Origin of the sequence: Nocardia sp. NPDC059236, from assembly GCF_042754085.1 — a bacterium.
Lineage (GTDB): Bacteria > Actinomycetota > Actinomycetes > Mycobacteriales > Mycobacteriaceae > Nocardia.
Map to the genome: position 1 here is coordinate 54,629 of NZ_JBHZAF010000017.1, position 15,455 is coordinate 70,083.

14 protein-coding genes, 2 tRNA genes and 1 pseudogene are annotated in these 15,455 nt (G+C 65.6%); 11 read left to right on the forward strand and 6 right to left on the reverse strand.

Annotated elements, in window-relative coordinates; translation table 11 throughout:
- Nucleotides 1-115: 115 nt before the first annotated feature.
- The 3 genes from ACFXIV_RS34735 to ACFXIV_RS34745 form a co-directional block, all read right to left on the reverse strand.
- Nucleotides 116-445, reverse strand: a complete 330-nt coding sequence (locus ACFXIV_RS34735) for a hypothetical protein (RefSeq protein WP_379402151.1) — start codon at nucleotides 443-445, stop codon at nucleotides 116-118.
- 279 nt (nucleotides 446-724) lie between these two features.
- Entirely contained in the window at nucleotides 725-1,735 is a 1,011-nt protein-coding gene (locus ACFXIV_RS34740; protein WP_379402152.1) for a glycosyltransferase, read from the reverse strand.
- A 416-nt stretch (nucleotides 1,736-2,151) separates the two neighbouring features.
- Nucleotides 2,152-2,640 (reverse strand): SRPBCC family protein, encoded by a 489-nt coding sequence (locus ACFXIV_RS34745; RefSeq protein ID WP_379402153.1) that lies wholly within the window; start codon nucleotides 2,638-2,640, stop codon nucleotides 2,152-2,154.
- Between the two features lie 106 nt (nucleotides 2,641-2,746).
- Here ACFXIV_RS34745 and ACFXIV_RS34750 point away from each other — a divergent pair, with 106 nt between their 5' ends.
- The 3 genes from ACFXIV_RS34750 (at nucleotide 2,747) to ACFXIV_RS34760 (ending at nucleotide 5,088) form a co-directional block, all read left to right on the forward strand.
- Complete coding sequence (locus ACFXIV_RS34750; RefSeq protein ID WP_379402154.1) at nucleotides 2,747-3,157, forward strand: winged helix-turn-helix transcriptional regulator; 411 nt, start codon at nucleotides 2,747-2,749, stop codon at nucleotides 3,155-3,157.
- 451 nt (nucleotides 3,158-3,608) lie between these two features.
- Nucleotides 3,609-4,094, forward strand: a complete 486-nt coding sequence (locus tag ACFXIV_RS34755) for a hypothetical protein (RefSeq protein ID WP_379402155.1) — start codon at nucleotides 3,609-3,611, stop codon at nucleotides 4,092-4,094.
- 568 nt (nucleotides 4,095-4,662) lie between these two features.
- Nucleotides 4,663-5,088 carry a VOC family protein gene (locus ACFXIV_RS34760; protein WP_379402156.1) on the forward strand — a complete coding sequence of 142 codons (426 nt, stop codon included), beginning with the start codon at nucleotides 4,663-4,665 and terminating at the stop codon, nucleotides 5,086-5,088.
- A gap of 125 nt (nucleotides 5,089-5,213) precedes the next feature.
- On the opposite strand, the gene ACFXIV_RS34765 is transcribed toward ACFXIV_RS34760, so the two are convergent.
- Nucleotides 5,214-5,675: a hypothetical protein gene (locus ACFXIV_RS34765; RefSeq protein ID WP_379402207.1), complete on the reverse strand. Its 462-nt coding sequence runs from the start codon at nucleotides 5,673-5,675 to the stop codon at nucleotides 5,214-5,216.
- Here ACFXIV_RS34765 and ACFXIV_RS34770 point away from each other — a divergent pair.
- A complete protein-coding gene (locus ACFXIV_RS34770; protein ID WP_379402200.1) occupies nucleotides 5,637-5,861 on the forward strand; it encodes a tyrosine-type recombinase/integrase in 225 nt (74 codons plus the stop codon). The genes ACFXIV_RS34765 and ACFXIV_RS34770 overlap by 39 nt on opposite strands.
- Before the next feature lie 42 nt (nucleotides 5,862-5,903).
- On the opposite strand, the gene ACFXIV_RS34775 is transcribed toward ACFXIV_RS34770, so the two are convergent.
- A tRNA-Leu gene (locus tag ACFXIV_RS34775) sits at nucleotides 5,904-5,990 on the reverse strand.
- Nucleotides 5,991-6,213: 223 nt separating this feature from the next.
- On the opposite strand from ACFXIV_RS34775, the gene ACFXIV_RS34780 reads away from it, so the two are divergent.
- The 6 genes and pseudogenes from ACFXIV_RS34780 to ACFXIV_RS34805 all read left to right on the forward strand — a co-directional run bounded on the left by ACFXIV_RS34780 (nucleotide 6,214) and on the right by ACFXIV_RS34805 (nucleotide 12,408).
- On the forward strand, nucleotides 6,214-6,837 hold the full coding sequence (locus tag ACFXIV_RS34780) for an ANTAR domain-containing response regulator (protein ID WP_213560578.1): 624 nt from the start codon (nucleotides 6,214-6,216) through the stop codon (nucleotides 6,835-6,837).
- A 246-nt stretch (nucleotides 6,838-7,083) separates the two neighbouring features.
- Complete coding sequence (locus ACFXIV_RS34785) at nucleotides 7,084-8,295, forward strand: branched-chain amino acid ABC transporter substrate-binding protein (RefSeq protein ID WP_379402201.1); 1,212 nt, start codon at nucleotides 7,084-7,086, stop codon at nucleotides 8,293-8,295.
- Between the two features lie 74 nt (nucleotides 8,296-8,369).
- Entirely contained in the window at nucleotides 8,370-9,410 is a 1,041-nt protein-coding gene (locus ACFXIV_RS34790) for a branched-chain amino acid ABC transporter permease (RefSeq protein WP_354846087.1), read from the forward strand.
- Nucleotides 9,407-10,636 carry a branched-chain amino acid ABC transporter permease gene (locus tag ACFXIV_RS34795; protein WP_379402157.1) on the forward strand — a complete coding sequence of 410 codons (1,230 nt, stop codon included), beginning with the start codon at nucleotides 9,407-9,409 and terminating at the stop codon, nucleotides 10,634-10,636. Before ACFXIV_RS34790 ends, ACFXIV_RS34795 begins: the two co-directional genes overlap by 4 nt.
- Nucleotides 10,633-11,574, forward strand: a pseudogene (locus ACFXIV_RS34800) (ABC transporter ATP-binding protein); the annotation flags it as partial. The gene ACFXIV_RS34795 and the pseudogene ACFXIV_RS34800, both read left to right, overlap by 4 nt.
- Before the next feature lie 138 nt (nucleotides 11,575-11,712).
- On the forward strand, nucleotides 11,713-12,408 hold the full coding sequence (locus ACFXIV_RS34805; RefSeq protein ID WP_364619648.1) for an ABC transporter ATP-binding protein: 696 nt from the start codon (nucleotides 11,713-11,715) through the stop codon (nucleotides 12,406-12,408).
- A gap of 62 nt (nucleotides 12,409-12,470) precedes the next feature.
- Here the strand turns inward: ACFXIV_RS34805 and ACFXIV_RS34810 are convergent.
- A tRNA-Trp gene (locus ACFXIV_RS34810) sits at nucleotides 12,471-12,543 on the reverse strand.
- Between the two features lie 122 nt (nucleotides 12,544-12,665).
- On the opposite strand from ACFXIV_RS34810, the gene polA reads away from it, so the two are divergent.
- Nucleotides 12,666-15,401: a DNA polymerase I gene (gene polA, locus ACFXIV_RS34815; RefSeq protein WP_379402158.1), complete on the forward strand. Its 2,736-nt coding sequence runs from the start codon at nucleotides 12,666-12,668 to the stop codon at nucleotides 15,399-15,401.
- Nucleotides 15,402-15,455 lie beyond the last annotated feature (54 nt).

Below are 15,455 nucleotides of genomic sequence, written 5' to 3' on the forward strand. Positions count from 1 at the left end.
GGGACTACGGCGCCGCTGTGCTCGCGGTTCGAAAACGCGGTTTCCTCGTCCTGCCGGAAGTCTAGTCTGCGGTGCGGTGCGCGGCCGGAACGTGGATGCGGCCCGGCGCGCCCCGCTAGGTGCTCAGCCGCAGCACGGCCGAATTGCCCTGGACGGCAACGATCTTCACGGTCAGGCCGTTCAGGAAGATGGTGCCGCCGACCCCGGTCGACCCGGAGACCGGCAATCCGAACACCGTCGTCGACGCGGTGACCGAGCCCGGGCTGATCTGCCCGATCCGGACACTGTTGATCCGGGAGAATCCGGGAACCGGAATCGTGGTCGGCCCGTCGACCCGGACCTCGCAATTGCCGTTGGAGCAGGCGCCGAGATCGGTCCCGTTCGAGGCCGCCGGCAGCCCGTCCGACGGCTGGCTCGATGCCTTCGAAGACGTAGCTTTGGCCACGGTCGTCTCTCCCGCCGTCGATCCTGTCCCGGCTGGTACCGCCGACCCGCCCGTTTCCGTCCCGCACCCAGCGCACAACGCCACAATCGCCACCGCCAGGCCGACCCCGGCCGGCCCCACTTTCGCCACTGTGGATATCGGGATTCGCATGCAACCTCCACCATGCTCTCGGACCTACGGACACCGATGATGCGCGACGCGGCGGCCCGCCGTAGTGAAATCCGACTGTTCGCCCCGATTTATCCCCCGCATTGCCCATCCGAGCCGGGCCCGGTCCCCCTATCGGCCCGCGACGTAGTCGCGCAGCCGCTCGACGACCTCATCCGGCCCGGGCATCCGAGCGATCTCCGTCGCGACCGCCTCGGCCGCCTCTCGATAAGGATTGCCCCGTCGCGGCAGCAACCGCGCCGCCCGATCGGCGATCGTGTCCGCGTCGACCTCGCCCGCCCCGAGCTGAATCGCCGCACCCGCCGCCTCCAGCGCATCCGCGTTGGCGAACTGGTCGGCCCCCTGCGGCAGGACCAGTTGCGGCACTCCGAAATTCAACGCCCCGAGCGTGGTACCACTGCCCCCGTGATGCACGACGAGATCGACGTGGGGGAGTAGCCGGGACTGCGGCACCCAGCCGTGAACACTGACGTTGCCCGGTAGCGCACCGACCTCGTCCGGATCCAGCCGCCCCGCAGCGACGATGACCTGGGCGTCGAGCCGAGAGAGCCCGGACAGGGCCTGCCTGAGCAGTCCCGGCGTGCCGAACACGGTGCCCAGCGTCAGGTAGATCAGTGGCCGAGACGACGGTATGCCCGGCAACGCGCCGAGTTCCCCCGTTTCCGGGTAAGGAACCGGCCGCAACTCGATCCGATCCTCTTTCAGAAATTCCTTGTCCTGCAGCGAGACCGGGCAAATATCGATATGCGGCACTCCCTCCACCCCGGCGACCCGCATCGGCATCTCCAGCCCGATCCCCTCCGGAAACATCCGCCCGAACCCATGCCACACCGCCGGAATCCCCGCCCGCTGCGCCGCAATCGCCGCGCCCGGCACCCCCCACTCATGAATCACCAGATCCGGCCGCAACCGTTCCAAATCCCCCGCAATATCCTCCGCATACATCTCGGAAAAACAATCCCCCGGCCGAAACGCCCCCAATCCATGCCGCCCGATCACCCCGTGCATCCCCGCCCCCACCGCGAAATGCACCTCGCACCCCGCCTCCCGAGCCGCCACCGCCAGCGGCACCAGCGGATACGCATGCCCCACAGTCGCAAGGCTGGCAAACACAAGACGCATCCCGCTACCCTAACCCGTCAACCCAAGGTTGACCATCCCCGAACCCCCTGCCGGACACCACTTCTCACAACCTCACCCGGGAGGATGCGGTCGTGTGTCACCACGGGAAAGCATGTTCCGTATCGACGCCGGACGGCCCGTACCGCAGTCGATTTCGGTGGCCGTCACTTCGCCCTGGACCACCGCGAGGTTCGCTGAACGACGCGGCGAATTCGTTGTCCATCAGCCGGATTCGGCGGCACATTCGCTGCTGGGGGTGTAGTCCGTCGTCTGCGTGGCCGAACGGACGCCCGAGTGGTCCGAAGAATCGACCGCAACCGGCGACGGTCGAATGCGCAACCTCACCAGTTGGGGACCTCTTCCGAGGGCCGTGCGCTGGCGCGGGACCTTCGGCACCAGCCGCCCGCGGCGGTCGGTTATGCGGAGGCCGCGGGGATGCTGCTGTGTTCTTTGTCCAGGAGAGCGGTGATGTGACGGTGCAGACCCTGGACGCTTTCGGCGCTGGCTTCGGCGACGAGGGCGCGCTGGGCGGGGGAGAACGGGGAGTCGGGGTGGTAGAGCGTGCGGCGGGTGAACGTGGTGGTGCCCTCGCCGTCCTCGGTGAGCGAGTACTGCAGGCCCGCACCGACGTTGTCGTCGACGATCAGGGAGGACTTGGCGTACTCCTGGTCGACTACGCGCCAGTAGAGATGTTGTTCGCTGCCGTCCTCGAGGCGGCCGTGCTCGTAGATCACATCGCCGACGCGGTAGGGGCGTTCGGTGACGCCGCCGACGTCGTGGCTGGCGACGTGCCATTCGGGCCAGAAGCGGGCCTGTGTGACCAGATCGAAGACTGCGTGGGCGGGGGCATGGAAGGTGACGGTGTTGCTGTCGCCCACGGTCCAGTCGTTGTACTCGGTACCCATGTCGTAGACCTCCTCGGAAGAAATAGCACTCTCAAAATGAGAGTACATGCGATATGCATGTACACGCAAAGTGTAGTCTTCATGCGCAGAAAGGAGCGTGGGAGCGATGGGTGACGAACGGCGGCCGGGGCGTCGAGTGTCGGTCAGTGAGGTGCTCGCGCGTGCGGGCACCGTGCGGGAGGCCTTCGACACCATTGCCAACACCTGGTCGCTACTCATTCTGGTCGCGCTGCGCGATGGCACGCTCCGCTACAACGAACTCAAGCGCACTGTGGGCGGCGTCAGCGAACGCAGGTTGTCGCAGACCTTGAAGGTGCTCGAGCGTGACGGCGTGGTGGATCGGAAGCTGGTGCGTTCCATTCCATCTCACGTTGAATATAGTCTTACCCCGACGGGCGAGGCGGTCGTCGACTCACTCGGTGAACTGCTGTCCACGATTATCGAATTCTCGCCACAGGTCGCATCCGCACGGCAGCGTTACGACGAGAAGCATGCCGACGCCGCCCCGGAGGGCTGAATCCGGTTGATTCTCAACGTTCCCCATCGGTACCCGCTATCGGCGACGGCAGGCGACCCGGTGTCGGGCACTTTTCCACAGGACGACCGGGCGAAGGTGAATCAGGCGGAAGGTATTGCGCCGCACAATCTTCGGATCATCGAAGTCTCGCCGCAGCCGGACACTCCGCCCCATGTCAGATCGGGGGGAGTGTCGGAAGATGACCCCTGGAGTCGCGATCGACCGTGGTGCCGAGTGTGGGACTCGAACCCACACGTCCTTTCGGACAACGGTTTTTGAGCTGGTGCTTCTCGGCATTTGTGCGGATTGGTTGGCGTTGGTGAGGGGCGGTGCCGTCGGCTGACCGGCGAGTTTGGCTGTTGGTGACATTGGTGTGAGAGGAGGCCATCTGGTGGTCCTGCGGACCGCTTGCGGACCTGGGATTGTGGTCTCCACCGGTACCGTTCTCGGCATGGCAGGTGACAAGCATGCGACAACTCGTACCGAACTGATGGGAAGGTTCTGGCTCTCGAATCAGCTCGCGCAGAACAGGATAGAGATTGCCAATCCTGCTCGGGATATCGGCGTGGACTTGATCGCCTATGACATGGATCTTGAGTGGTGCCTGCCGATTCAGCTCAAGGTCATCAATGTTGGCCCGCTCAGGGTCGAAGCGAAATACCTCGGCAAGAACGTTGGCATGGTCTATGTGCGGCTCGGCGAGCCTGAAGGGGGTCCGGCCGACCGTGCTGAAACGACCGCGTACCTTCTCACGCCGGAGCAGGCCTGGGAGCTGCCCGTGCGTATCGGGCGGAAGGTCTATCCGGAGGATACTGTGTACGGGTTCGGAGGGTTCCCAAAGACGGCGCTCGCGATTCTGGAGACCGAGTTCAGGGTGGAATCCGGTACGTGGGTGGAGCGGCTGAGCAGCCTGGCTCCACTCGTCATGGCTATCTGAGGCGAACGGATAGGTCGTCTATCCGGCACCATGCCCACTCCTCTCCACCTCGGGAAGGCGCCGGCACTCGATTCGGTGGGACGGATCGACTGGGCATCATCACTAGATCGGTTGGGACTCGTACGGCCAGAACGAGCCTGGCGGGGCTCCCTCTTTGATCCTGTCTCTATCATCCCTCGCGGAAGTTCTTGGCCTGGAAAGCGATACAGGCACCCCTACGGCGTGCGAGCGTGTGCCGCAACGGGCCGACGCGCCGGGCGCGAGGAGCGCTAGCGACGAGTGCCCGTGGCGTGTCGTAGCGCGGGGCGGCGCGCGCACGCGCGCCGCTCTTGAGTCTGTATAGCTAAATTAGGCAAAGCGACGGTATCGCGGGCCGGGAATGACCGTGGAGACTGGAGCGGCTGGGACCTCTGCCCGGGCTCATTCTGGCCGTGCAAGTCTCAGCCGTGATCGGGGTGAAGATGCTCGGTCACCGAGTCACCTGAATGTCGTTGCATACCAGGTCAGGTACTATGCATCGGTCGAGATTGTGAGTGCACCCCGAGCTGCAAGCCAGAGGAGGCCACCCATGACTACTGCACAACAGTTCGAGTTTCCCCCGCGCGACGGTTTCGTGGTCACCCATTTCCTCGTCGTCTCTGACCAGGACAGATCGCGCGACTACTACCGGACTGTGTTCGGCGCCCAGGTCGTGCATGACCGTGACCCCGTCATCCTGCAGTTGGCCAACACCTGGCTGATCCTCAACGACGGCGGCGGTCCGACAGCGGACAAACCAACCGTAACCCTCACCACGCCGCAAGACCCCGACACGGTCAGCGCGTTCCTCAACATCCGCGTCGCCGACATCTACCGGTCGCAGCGCGAGTGGGCCGCCCGAGGTGCGGATTTTCTGACCGAACCGGTCGACCACCCTTACGAAATCCGAGCCTATATCCGTGATCCCGACGGCCACCTCATTGAAGTCGGCCAATCGACGGCGGCCCTAACCTGATCACCCGGCTGATAGTCCGGCAGGATGCTCGTCTTGATCATGTCCGCGATCTGCTCCGCCAGCGTCAAGCCCGGCTGTCCCACTACCGACGCCGCGGCCACCCACTCACCTGCATGTCGTTGCGGCTAGGCGGCGAGACCGAGTAGCTGCAAGGCTTCCGTGTTGAACTCCTGGACGGCGGGTAACGTGCCGAATGGCTTGAGGGTCTTCTGAAGGTCGGTCACCGCTTCGAGGCACCGGGACGAGTTGACCGAGGATGTCAGGTGCACAACGATTTTCGCGCGCTCGGCAGCGGCTTCGATCTCGTTGCGTTGTACGAGGCTCATTGCGACGGCAGCTTGGCTGAGGCCACCTCGCCGGGCGCGGCGTTGCTCGAGACACGCTTGGATCGATAGATCCGCAAACCGCTCGATCTCGGTGGGTTGCTTGAGGTCACGGAAGCAAACCGCGGCCTCGCCGAAGAAGTAGGCGGGATCAATGAACCGTGCCCACTCGGGTATCTCACCTCGACGGAGTTCCGCTGGATCTTCGATCGGGCACTGACCGAGGTGGGGCTGAAAGGTGTCGTGCCGCATGGCCTTCGGCACACGGCTGCCTCGTTAGCGATCAGTGCGGGGGCGAATGTCAAAGTTGTGCAACGGATGCTCGGGCACAAGACGCCGATGCTGACCTTGGACTTGTACGGTCACCTGTTCCCGGATGATCTGGATACTGTAGCGGCGGGAATGGATGCGGGCGCGCAAGCTGCTGCGGACCAATTGCGGACCGCATGAAAGAAGGGCCGTCCCGGATATCTCCGGAACGGCCCTCGACCTTGGTGCCGAGTGTGGGACTCGAACCCACACGTCCTTTCGGACAACGGTTTTTGAGACCGTCGCGTCTGCCAGTTCCGCCAACCCGGCGCACCGGGAAGAAATGATAGCGGGTGGAGGGGAGAAGAGACTAATCGAGGGGGTCGGGGGACTGCCGGGTTGTGATACTGGTCGGTTTGCGCTGGGTACGTGGGTTGTGGGGGCGGGTGAACGGTACTCTTTGGGGTGACTCGATGCGTGCTGGTCCTGCGAGGGTGGCGCAAGGCGAGGTGGCATCGGGTTATCGGTATTCGGAAGCGACAGGGGTTCATCTATGGGAACGACAGCAGGGGGCGGTTCGAAGAAGGACGCTGCAGCGTCCGCCCCCAAGCGGGTGGTGGTTGCCGAGGACGAGGCGCTCATCCGGATGGACCTGGTGGAGATGCTCTCGGAGGAGGGCTATCACGTGGTGGGTGAGGCGGGAGACGGTCAGCAGGCCGTGGATCTCGCCGAGGAGCTGCGGCCGGATCTGGTGATCATGGACGTGAAGATGCCGCGTCGGGACGGCATCGACGCGGCGGCCGAGATCGCGTCGAAACGCGTTGCGCCGGTGGTCATCCTGACCGCCTTCAGCCAGCGCGATCTGGTGGAGAGGGCGCGCGACGCGGGCGCGATGGCGTACCTGGTGAAGCCGTTCACCAAGTCGGATCTGGTGCCGGCCATCGAATTGGCCGCGTCGCGATTCCATGAGATCGCGGCGCTCGAGAGCGAGGTCGCGAATCTGACCGACCGGCTCGAGACCCGCAAGCTGGTCGAGCGTGCCAAGGGTGTGCTGATGCAGACCCAGGGCCTGTCCGAGCCGCAGGCGTTCAAGTGGATTCAGCGCACGGCCATGGATCGTCGCACCACCATGAAGGCGGTCGCGGAAGTGGTGCTGGAGAACCTCGCGCCGAAGTAAGCCGCATTTGCCACGTCGTCGCCCTGCTGTTGCCGCTAATGCACTGGAGGAATTAACAGTGCGGTAACAGCAGGGCCTTCTGCTTTTGTTGCGATGTCACATGGATGATTCGAATGTGATGCGGAGCTAACGTGGCGGGGCTATGTTCTGGACGGGCCGATCGATGGGGCGGCCCTCCTCGGTCACCCCGGGGGAGCACAGAACATGAGGTGAATCGTGCTTGGTTCATTGACGCGCACGTCGTCCCTGCGACGCAGTCGCACGGCGCGAGCGGTGGTCATCGGAGCGGCGGCCGTACTCGCTCTGGCGTCGGCGGGATGCAGTAGCAAATCAACGGATAATTCGGGTGGTGGCTCGAATCTGACCATTCAGCCGCTCGTACAGGTGGATGGCCAGGGCAAGGAAGTTCCGGCGAAGGACACCAGCGCGGCCGCGGATCCGGCCGGCGACGGCAAGGGGAAATGCGCACCCCAGACGATCGCGATGGCGGGCCCGCTCACCGGTGACAACGCCAACCTCGGCCTGAACATCATCCGCGGCGTGAAACTGGCGCTGGACCAGCACAACAAGGCCAACCCGGGCTGCCAGGTGACGGTCAAGGAATTCGACACCGAGGGCGACCCGCAGAAGGCCACCCAGGTCATCCCGACCATCGTCAGCGATCCGTCGATCGTGGCCCTGATCGGCCCGACCTTCTCCGGCGAGACCAAGGCGACCGGCGCGATCCTCAACCAGGCCAATCTGCTGTCGCTGACGCCGTCGGCCACCAACGTCACCCTCACCACCAACGGCTGGAACAACTTCTTCCGTGGCCTGGGCAACGATGGCATCCAGGGTCCGGCCGTGGCCGGATACCTCAAGGGCACCGGCAAGTTCAAGAAGATCTGCGTCATCGCCGACGACTCGGACTACGGCACCGGCCTGGCCAAGACCGTCACCGAGGGCCTGGGCTCGATCGCCGACCCGAGCTGCGCGGCCAACGTGAAGCAGAAGGACAAGGACTTCTCCGCGACGGTGTCCAAGATGGCCTCGGCCAAGCCGGACGGCATCTTCTACGCCGGCTACTACGCCGAGGCGTCCCCGTTGGTCAGCCAGCTGCGCAATGGCGGCGTGACCGCGACCTTCATCTCCGACGACGGCACCAAGGACGTCGAATTCGTCAAGCAGGCGGGCAATGCCTCGAAGGACGCGCTGCTGTCGTGCCCGTGTGGCCCGGCGACGGACAAGTTCACCACCGCCTACAAGGCATTCAACAACTATGACCCGGGCACCTATTCGACCGAGGGCTACGACCTGACCACCATCGTGCTCAAGGGCATCGAGGCCGGTAAGGTCACCCGCCCCGATCTGGTCGATTTCGTGCGCAACTACGACGGCCAGGGCCTGGCCCGCGAATACAAGTGGGGCTCCACCGGTGAATTGGCGAACGCTTTGATCTGGATGTACCAGGTCAAGTAGCACTCACTATTCGGAACAGCGTGTGCCGAATCGTTTCGGCGCACGCTGTTTTCCTCGGACGGCGAAAGTAACGAATGTCTGCACCCGCTCTGGCCGATGTGACCCTCCTTGCGAGCAGTTCCATCGAATTCAATGTCTCCGGCGTAGTCGACCAATTCTGGCGGCTGACCGTCGAAGGTTTGACGTACGGTTCGATCTATGCCCTGGTCGCGGTCGGATACACACTGGTCTACGGTGTGTTGCGCCTGATCAATTTCGCCCATTCGGAAGTTTTCATGCTGGGCATGTTCGGCCAGCTGGTCGGGCTGATGGTCTTCGGATTCGCCGCCAGTGGCGATGTGTATTCCCAGGGCGTCGTCTCGACCGTCATCTATCTCGGCGCCGCCATGGTCTTCGGCATGCTGGTCTCCGGCGCGGCCGCGGTGGGCCTGGAGCGGGTCGCGTACCGCCCGCTGCGCAAACGCGGCGCGAAACCGCTGATCTTCCTGATCACCGCGATCGGAATGTCGTTCGTACTGCAGGAATTCGTGCACTACGTGCTGCCGAAGCTGACCGGCAACAAGCTCGGCGGCACCAATGCGCAGCAACCGATCGTGCTGGTGAAGCCCACCGAGCAGTTCCAGATCTTCGGCGCCTCGGTCACCAATATCTCGCTGGTGATCGTGCTGGCGGCGATCGCGCTGGCGCTCACCACCGAATTGCTCATCAATAAAACGAAATTCGGCCGCAGCATTCGCGCGGTGGCGCAGGATCCCGATACCGCCACGCTGATGGGCGTCTCCAGGGAGCGGGTCATCATGCTGACGTTCCTCATCGGCGGCGTGCTCGCGGGTGCGGCCGCGCTGCTGTACACGCTCAAGATCCCCAACGGCATCATCTACAACGGCGGATTCATTCTGGGCATCAAGGCGTTCAGCGCCGCGGTACTGGGCGGCATCGGCAACCTGCGCGGCGCGCTGCTGGGCGGCCTGCTGCTGGGTCTGGCCGAGGATTACGGGCAGATCCTGTTCGGCACGCAGTGGCGTGATGTGGTGGCCTTCGTGGTGCTGGTCGGCGTGCTGATGATTCGCCCGACCGGCATTCTGGGCGAGAGCCTGGGGAGGGCGCGGGCATGACGACGACGAAACCGGCCCCCGTGCCGCAGCATTCGCCCGCCGGGCGGGGCGTCGGCGACGCCATCCGCAACTGGTGGGGCGGGCTGTCCCGTCCCGCGCAGTGGGCGTTCGGCGTACCGGCGGTCATCGTGCTGGCCGTGCTGCCGCTGTTCAAGCTGCCGCTGCTGGACACCCCCGGCACCAGCTTCGGAGGGGTGATGGCGCAGTTCGCCATGTACGCCCTCATCGCCATCGGCCTGAATGTGGTTGTGGGACAGGCGGGTCTGCTCGACCTGGGATATGTCGGCTTCTACGCGGTCGGCGCGTATTCGGTGGGTCTGCTCACCAGCCCGAACAGCCCGTGGAATCAGACCAACGGCGGCTTCCTCGACCCCAAGTGGGCATGGCTGGCGTGTGTGCCCATCGCGATCCTGCTGACGGCCATCTCCGGCCTGATCCTGGGCACGCCCACCCTGCGCCTGCGTGGCGACTACCTCGCCATCGTGACCCTCGGCTTCGGTGAGATCGTGCGGCTGCTGGCCGACAATCTGCCCGAGATCACCAATGGCAGCCTCGGGCTGTCGCGGATCCAGTATCCGAAGCTCGGTGAGTCGGACACTCACCCCGGCGGCTATTTCTCCTCCGGCAACCTGGGCGACACCAGCAGCTGGAATCCCTTGGACCGGGCCAACTCCGGCACCTGGTGGTACTGGCTCGGCATCGTGCTGGTGGTCGGCGTGCTGATGCTGGTCGGCAATCTCGAGCGCAGCCGTGTCGGCCGCGCCTGGGTGGCCATCCGCGAGGACGAGGACGCCGCCGAGATCATGGGCGTGCCCACCTTCAAGTTCAAACTGTGGGCCTTCACCATCGGCGCGGCCATCGGCGGCCTGTCCGGCGCGCTGTACGCAGGCCAGGTGCAGTTCATCAACCCGGCCGGATTCAATGTCATCAACTCGATGCTGTTCCTGTGCGCGGTGGTGCTGGGCGGCCAGGGCAACAAGCTCGGCGTGATCGTCGGCGCGTTCCTGATCGTGTACCTGCCCAACCGGTTCATGTCGGTGAATGTGGGCGGGCAGTCGCTGGGCGACTACAAGTATCTGTTCTTCGGACTCACGCTGGTGGTGGTGATGATCTTCCGGCCGCAGGGTCTGTTCCCGGCTCGGCAGAAACTGCTCGCCTACGGGCGGCAGGTGTATCGGGCGGTGCGACGGCCGGTGGCCGCGCAGGCGACGGGAGCGGGGCAATGACGGGGCCGGGCGACGCGCTCTTCGACAACGAGGACATGGCGGCCGGGTACGCGACGCCGGAGGTCGAACCCAGCGCGGGCACGCTGGACGTGACCGAGGTGCTGCCGGTCTACAAGGACCACGATGTGGTCGCGGAAGTCGTTGCGCCGCACCGGGAGATCGAGACCGCGATCGGCGCGCCGCTGCTGCGCACCGACGGGCTGACGGTGAAGTTCGGCGGTCTCACCGCGCTGGACGCCGTGAGCTTCGAGATCCGCCGCGGCGAGATCCTCGGGCTCATCGGACCCAATGGCGCGGGCAAGACGACCTGCTTCAACGCCATCTCCGGCGTGTACCGGCCGTCCGGCGGCACCGTCTACTTCGACGGCAAGCCGCTCACCAAGACCAAGCGCAACGAGATCACCCGCCTGGGTATCGCGCGCACCTTCCAGAACATCCGGCTCTTCGGCGAGATGACCGCGCTGGAGAACGTGGTGGTGGGCGCGGACGCCCGGCACCGGACCTCGGTCCCGGGCGCCATCTTCCGCACCGCCCGGCACCGGAGCGAGGAGCGCGACTCGCTCGAAAGAGGCATGGCGCTCCTGGAATTCGTCGGCATCGCCGCACACGCGGTGGAGAAGGCACGCAATCTCTCCTACGGCGATCAGCGCCGCCTGGAGATCGCCCGCGCGCTGGCGACGGAACCGAAACTGCTGTGCCTGGACGAGCCTGCCGCCGGCTTCAACCCGAGCGAGAAGTCGGCGCTCATGGATCTGATCCGCAAGATCCGCGACGACGGCTACACCGTGCTGCTCATCGAGCACGACATGCGGCTGGTCATGGGCGTGACCGACCGTATCGTGGTGCTCGAGTTCGGCCGCAAGATCGCCGACGGGCTGCCGGACCAGATCCGCCAGGACCCGGCGGTGATCAATGCGTATCTGGGCGTGCCCGACGAGGCGGAGGCCGCGGACGCCGGCGCGGAGCTGGACCCGGGCAAGCCTGGCGCACAACCGATTCCGGACCCGAGCAAGCCAGTCCCGGTGCCGGACGTACCGGAAGCCCCGTCCGATCAGCCCCTGCTGACCGTCGAGGACATGGTGGTCAACTACGGCAGAATCCAAGCCCTGCACGGCATCTCGCTGTCGGTCGGCCAGGGCGAGCTGGTGACCCTGCTGGGCGCCAATGGCGCAGGCAAGACCACCACCATGCGTGCCCTGTCCGGCCTGCTGCCGCTCTCCCGCGGCCGCATCATGTTCCAGGGCCGCGACATCACCCGCATGAAGGCCCACGAACGCGTCGTGGCCGGCCTGATCCAGGCCCCCGAGGGCCGCGGCGTCTTCCCCGGCATGACGGTCCAGGAAAACCTCGACATGGGTTGCCACGCACGACCGTTCAAGGCCAAGGCCGACTACACCCACACCCTGGACTGGGTCTACGAGCTGTTCCCGCGACTGCTCGAACGCCGGCGCCAGGTGGGCGGCACCCTCTCCGGCGGCGAGCAGCAGATGCTGGCCATCGGCCGCGCCCTCATGGCCCGCCCCCAGCTGCTGCTGCTGGACGAGCCGTCGATGGGCTTGGCCCCCATGGTGATCCAGCAGATCTTCCGCATCATCGCCGACATCAACGCCCAGGGCACCACGGTCCTGCTGGTCGAGCAGAACGCCCAGCAGGCGCTGACCCGCAGCGACCGCGCCTACATCCTGGAAACCGGCGAGGTTACCAAAACCGGCGGCGGCCGGGCCCTCCTGCACGACCCCGCCGTCAAGTCCGCCTACCTCGGCGTCGGCTGACGCCCCGGCCCCGAAAAGCATTCGGGCCGGTCACCTTCCGGTGACCGGCCCGAAGCCTTCTGCAGGGGCGACAGGAATCGAACCTGCAACCTGCCGCTTTGGAGACGGCTGCTCTGCCAATTGAGCTACACCCCTTGGCGAGGGCATACGCTACCAGGTAGCCCGGCCGCGATGAAATCGGTTTTGCTGACCTGCGGCGACGGGCCGAGTATGCCCGCTGCCCACGGATGTCGGAGGGGATACCTAGACTCTGTCGGGTGACCCCTGCCTCTACTGATCAGCGTCCTGGTGTTGTGCCCGCATCTGCGTCCGGGGAGCAGCCGACCTTGCTGCTGCTGGATGGGCATTCGCTGGCCTACCGCGCGTTCTACGCGCTGCCGGCGGAGAACTTCAAGACGCAGAGTGGGCAGACCACCAATGCCGTGTACGGGTTCACGGCGATGCTGATCAATCTGCTGCGGGACGAGAAGCCCACGCATGTGGCGGCGGCGTTCGACGTGAGCCGGAAGACCTTCCGGACCGAGGCGTTCCCCGAGTACAAGGCGAACCGGATCAGCACGCCCGACGAGTTCCGGGGCCAGGTGGAGACCACCCAGGAAGTGCTGGGGGCATTGGGGATTCCGGTGATGGCCATCGAGGGATACGAGGCGGACGATCTGATCGCCACCCTCACCACGCAGGCCGTGCCCGAGGGTTTCCGGGTGCTCATCGTGACCGGTGACCGCGATTCGCTGCAGCTGGTCAATGACAACGTCACCGTCCTCTACCCGAAGAAGGGCGTCTCCGAGCTGACCCGGTTCACCCCGGCGGCGGTGGAGGAGAAATACGGGCTCACCCCGCAGCAGTATCCGGACTTCGCGGCGCTGCGCGGCGACCCGAGCGACAACCTGCCCGGCATCCCGGGTGTGGGGGAGAAGACCGCCGCCAAGTGGGTGCGCGAATACGGTGATCTGGCCACGCTGGTCGACCAGGTGGACAAGGTCAAGGGCAAGGTCGGAGACGCGTTGCGCGCCAACCTGTCCAGCGTTGTGCTCAACCGTCAGCTCACCGAGATGGTGAAGGACGTGCCGCTGCCCTACACCCCGGAGCAGCTGGCCGTGCAGCCGTGGGACCGGGAGAAGATCCACCGCCTGTTCGACGAGCTGGAATTCCGCGTCCTGCGCGATCGCCTCTTCGACACCCTGGCCCCGGTGGAACCCGAGGCCGAGGCCGGTTTCGAGATCAGCGGCAGCACCCTCGCGGCCGGTACGGTCGCGGACTGGCTGGCCGAGCACGCCGGAACCGGTGTGCGGCACGGTGTTTCCGTGGTCGGCACCGGCTCGCCGAACAACGGCGACACCCAGGCCATCGCGCTGGCCGCCGCCGACGGCGAGGGCGCCTACATCGACGTGCACACCCTCACCCCGGAGGACGAGAAGGCGCTGGGCGCCTGGCTCGCCGACGCCGAGATCCCGAAGGCGTTGCACGAGGCCAAGACCGCCATGCACGCGCTGCGCGGCCGCGGCTGGCAGCTGGGCGGGCTCACCAGCGACACCGCGCTGGCCGCCTACCTGATCCTGCCCGGCCAGCGCACCTTCAACCTCGAGGACCTGTCGCTGCGCTACCTGAGCCGGGAGTTGCGCGTCGACAATGTCGGCGAGAGCCAGCTGTCGCTGCTCGACGACGAGGAGCAGGTCGACGCAGAGGTCGCCAATGCCCAGATGCTGCGCGCCCGTGCGGTTTCCGACCTCGCCGACGCCTTCGACACCGAACTCGAGCGCATCGAGTCCACCGCCCTGCTGGGCGATATGGAACTCCCGCTGCTGAGCGTGCTGGCCGATCTGGAGGCCGCGGGCATCGCCGTCGACACGGCCCAGCTGGAAGAGCTGCAGCGAGACTTCGCCGACCGCGTCGCCGACGCCGCGAACGCCGCCTACGGTGAAATCGGCAGGCAGATCAACCTGGGCTCGCCCAAGCAGCTGCAGGTGGTGCTGTTCGACGAGCTCGACATGCCGAAGACCAAGCGCACCAAGACCGGCTACACCACCGACGCCGACGCGCTCGAGGGTCTCTACGAGAAGACCCAGCACCCGTTCCTGCAGCACCTGCTCGAGCACCGCGACGCCACCCGGCTGAAGGTGACCGTGGACGGCCTGCTCAAATCGGTCGCCGACGACGGGCGCATCCACACCACCTTCAATCAGACGGTCGCGGCCACGGGCCGGCTCTCCTCGACCGAGCCCAACCTGCAGAACATCCCGATCCGCACCGATATGGGCCGCCGCATCCGCGACACCTTCGTGGTGGGCGCGGGCTACGAGTCGCTGATGACCGCCGACTACAGCCAGATCGAAATGCGGATCATGGCCCACCTCTCCAAGGACGAGGGCCTGATCGAGGCCTTCAACTCCGGCGAGGACCTGCACAACTTCGTCGCCTCCAAGGCCTTCGACATCCCCATCTCCGAGGTGGATCCGGAACTGCGCCGCCGCATCAAGGCCATGTCGTACGGCCTGGCCTACGGCCTGTCCGCCTACGGCCTGTCCCAGCAGTTGAAGATCAGCGCCGACGAGGCCAAGGTCCAGATGGACATCTACTTCAACCGTTTCGGCGCCATCCGCGACTATCTGCGCGACGCCGTCGAGCAGGCCCGCAAGATCGGCTACACCGAGACCCTCTTCGGCCGCCGCCGCTATCTGCCGGATCTGGACTCCAGCAACCGGCAGCGTCGCGAGGCCGCCGAGCGGATGGCCCTCAACGCCCCCATCCAGGGCACGGCCGCCGACATCATCAAGGTCGCCATGATCGACACCCAGCAGGCGATCCGGGCGGCCGGGCTGAAGTCCCGGATGCTGTTGCAGATTCACGACGAACTCGTCTTCGAGGTCGCTCCCGGCGAGCGTGAGCAACTGGAATCGCTTGCGCGCGAGCACATGTCCAATGCCATCGAACTCTCGGTGCCGCTCGAGGTCTCGGTGGGCGTGGGCCGCAGCTGGGATTCGGCCGCGCACTAGAAACTCGACACGCGCCTGCGAGTCGCGCGACACGCGGACTGCCCGCACCGGACT

What these genes read in the sequence shown, in the direction of transcription:
- ACFXIV_RS34740 (WP_379402152.1), bottom strand. Translation starts at nt 1,735, where the DNA reads ATGCGTCTTGTGTTTGCCAGCCTTGCGACTGTGGGGCATGCGTATCCG.
- ACFXIV_RS34745 (WP_379402153.1), bottom strand. Translation starts at nt 2,640, where the DNA reads ATGGGTACCGAGTACAACGACTGGACCGTGGGCGACAGCAACACCGTC.
- ACFXIV_RS34750 (WP_379402154.1), top strand. Translation starts at nt 2,747, where the DNA reads ATGGGTGACGAACGGCGGCCGGGGCGTCGAGTGTCGGTCAGTGAGGTG.
- ACFXIV_RS34755 (WP_379402155.1), top strand. Translation starts at nt 3,609, where the DNA reads ATGGCAGGTGACAAGCATGCGACAACTCGTACCGAACTGATGGGAAGG.
- ACFXIV_RS34760 (WP_379402156.1), top strand. Translation starts at nt 4,663, where the DNA reads ATGACTACTGCACAACAGTTCGAGTTTCCCCCGCGCGACGGTTTCGTG.
- ACFXIV_RS34780 (WP_213560578.1), top strand. Translation starts at nt 6,214, where the DNA reads ATGGGAACGACAGCAGGGGGCGGTTCGAAGAAGGACGCTGCAGCGTCC.
- ACFXIV_RS34790 (WP_354846087.1), top strand. Translation starts at nt 8,370, where the DNA reads ATGTCTGCACCCGCTCTGGCCGATGTGACCCTCCTTGCGAGCAGTTCC.
- ACFXIV_RS34795 (WP_379402157.1), top strand. Translation starts at nt 9,407, where the DNA reads ATGACGACGACGAAACCGGCCCCCGTGCCGCAGCATTCGCCCGCCGGG.
- ACFXIV_RS34805 (WP_364619648.1), top strand. Translation starts at nt 11,713, where the DNA reads ATGGTGGTCAACTACGGCAGAATCCAAGCCCTGCACGGCATCTCGCTG.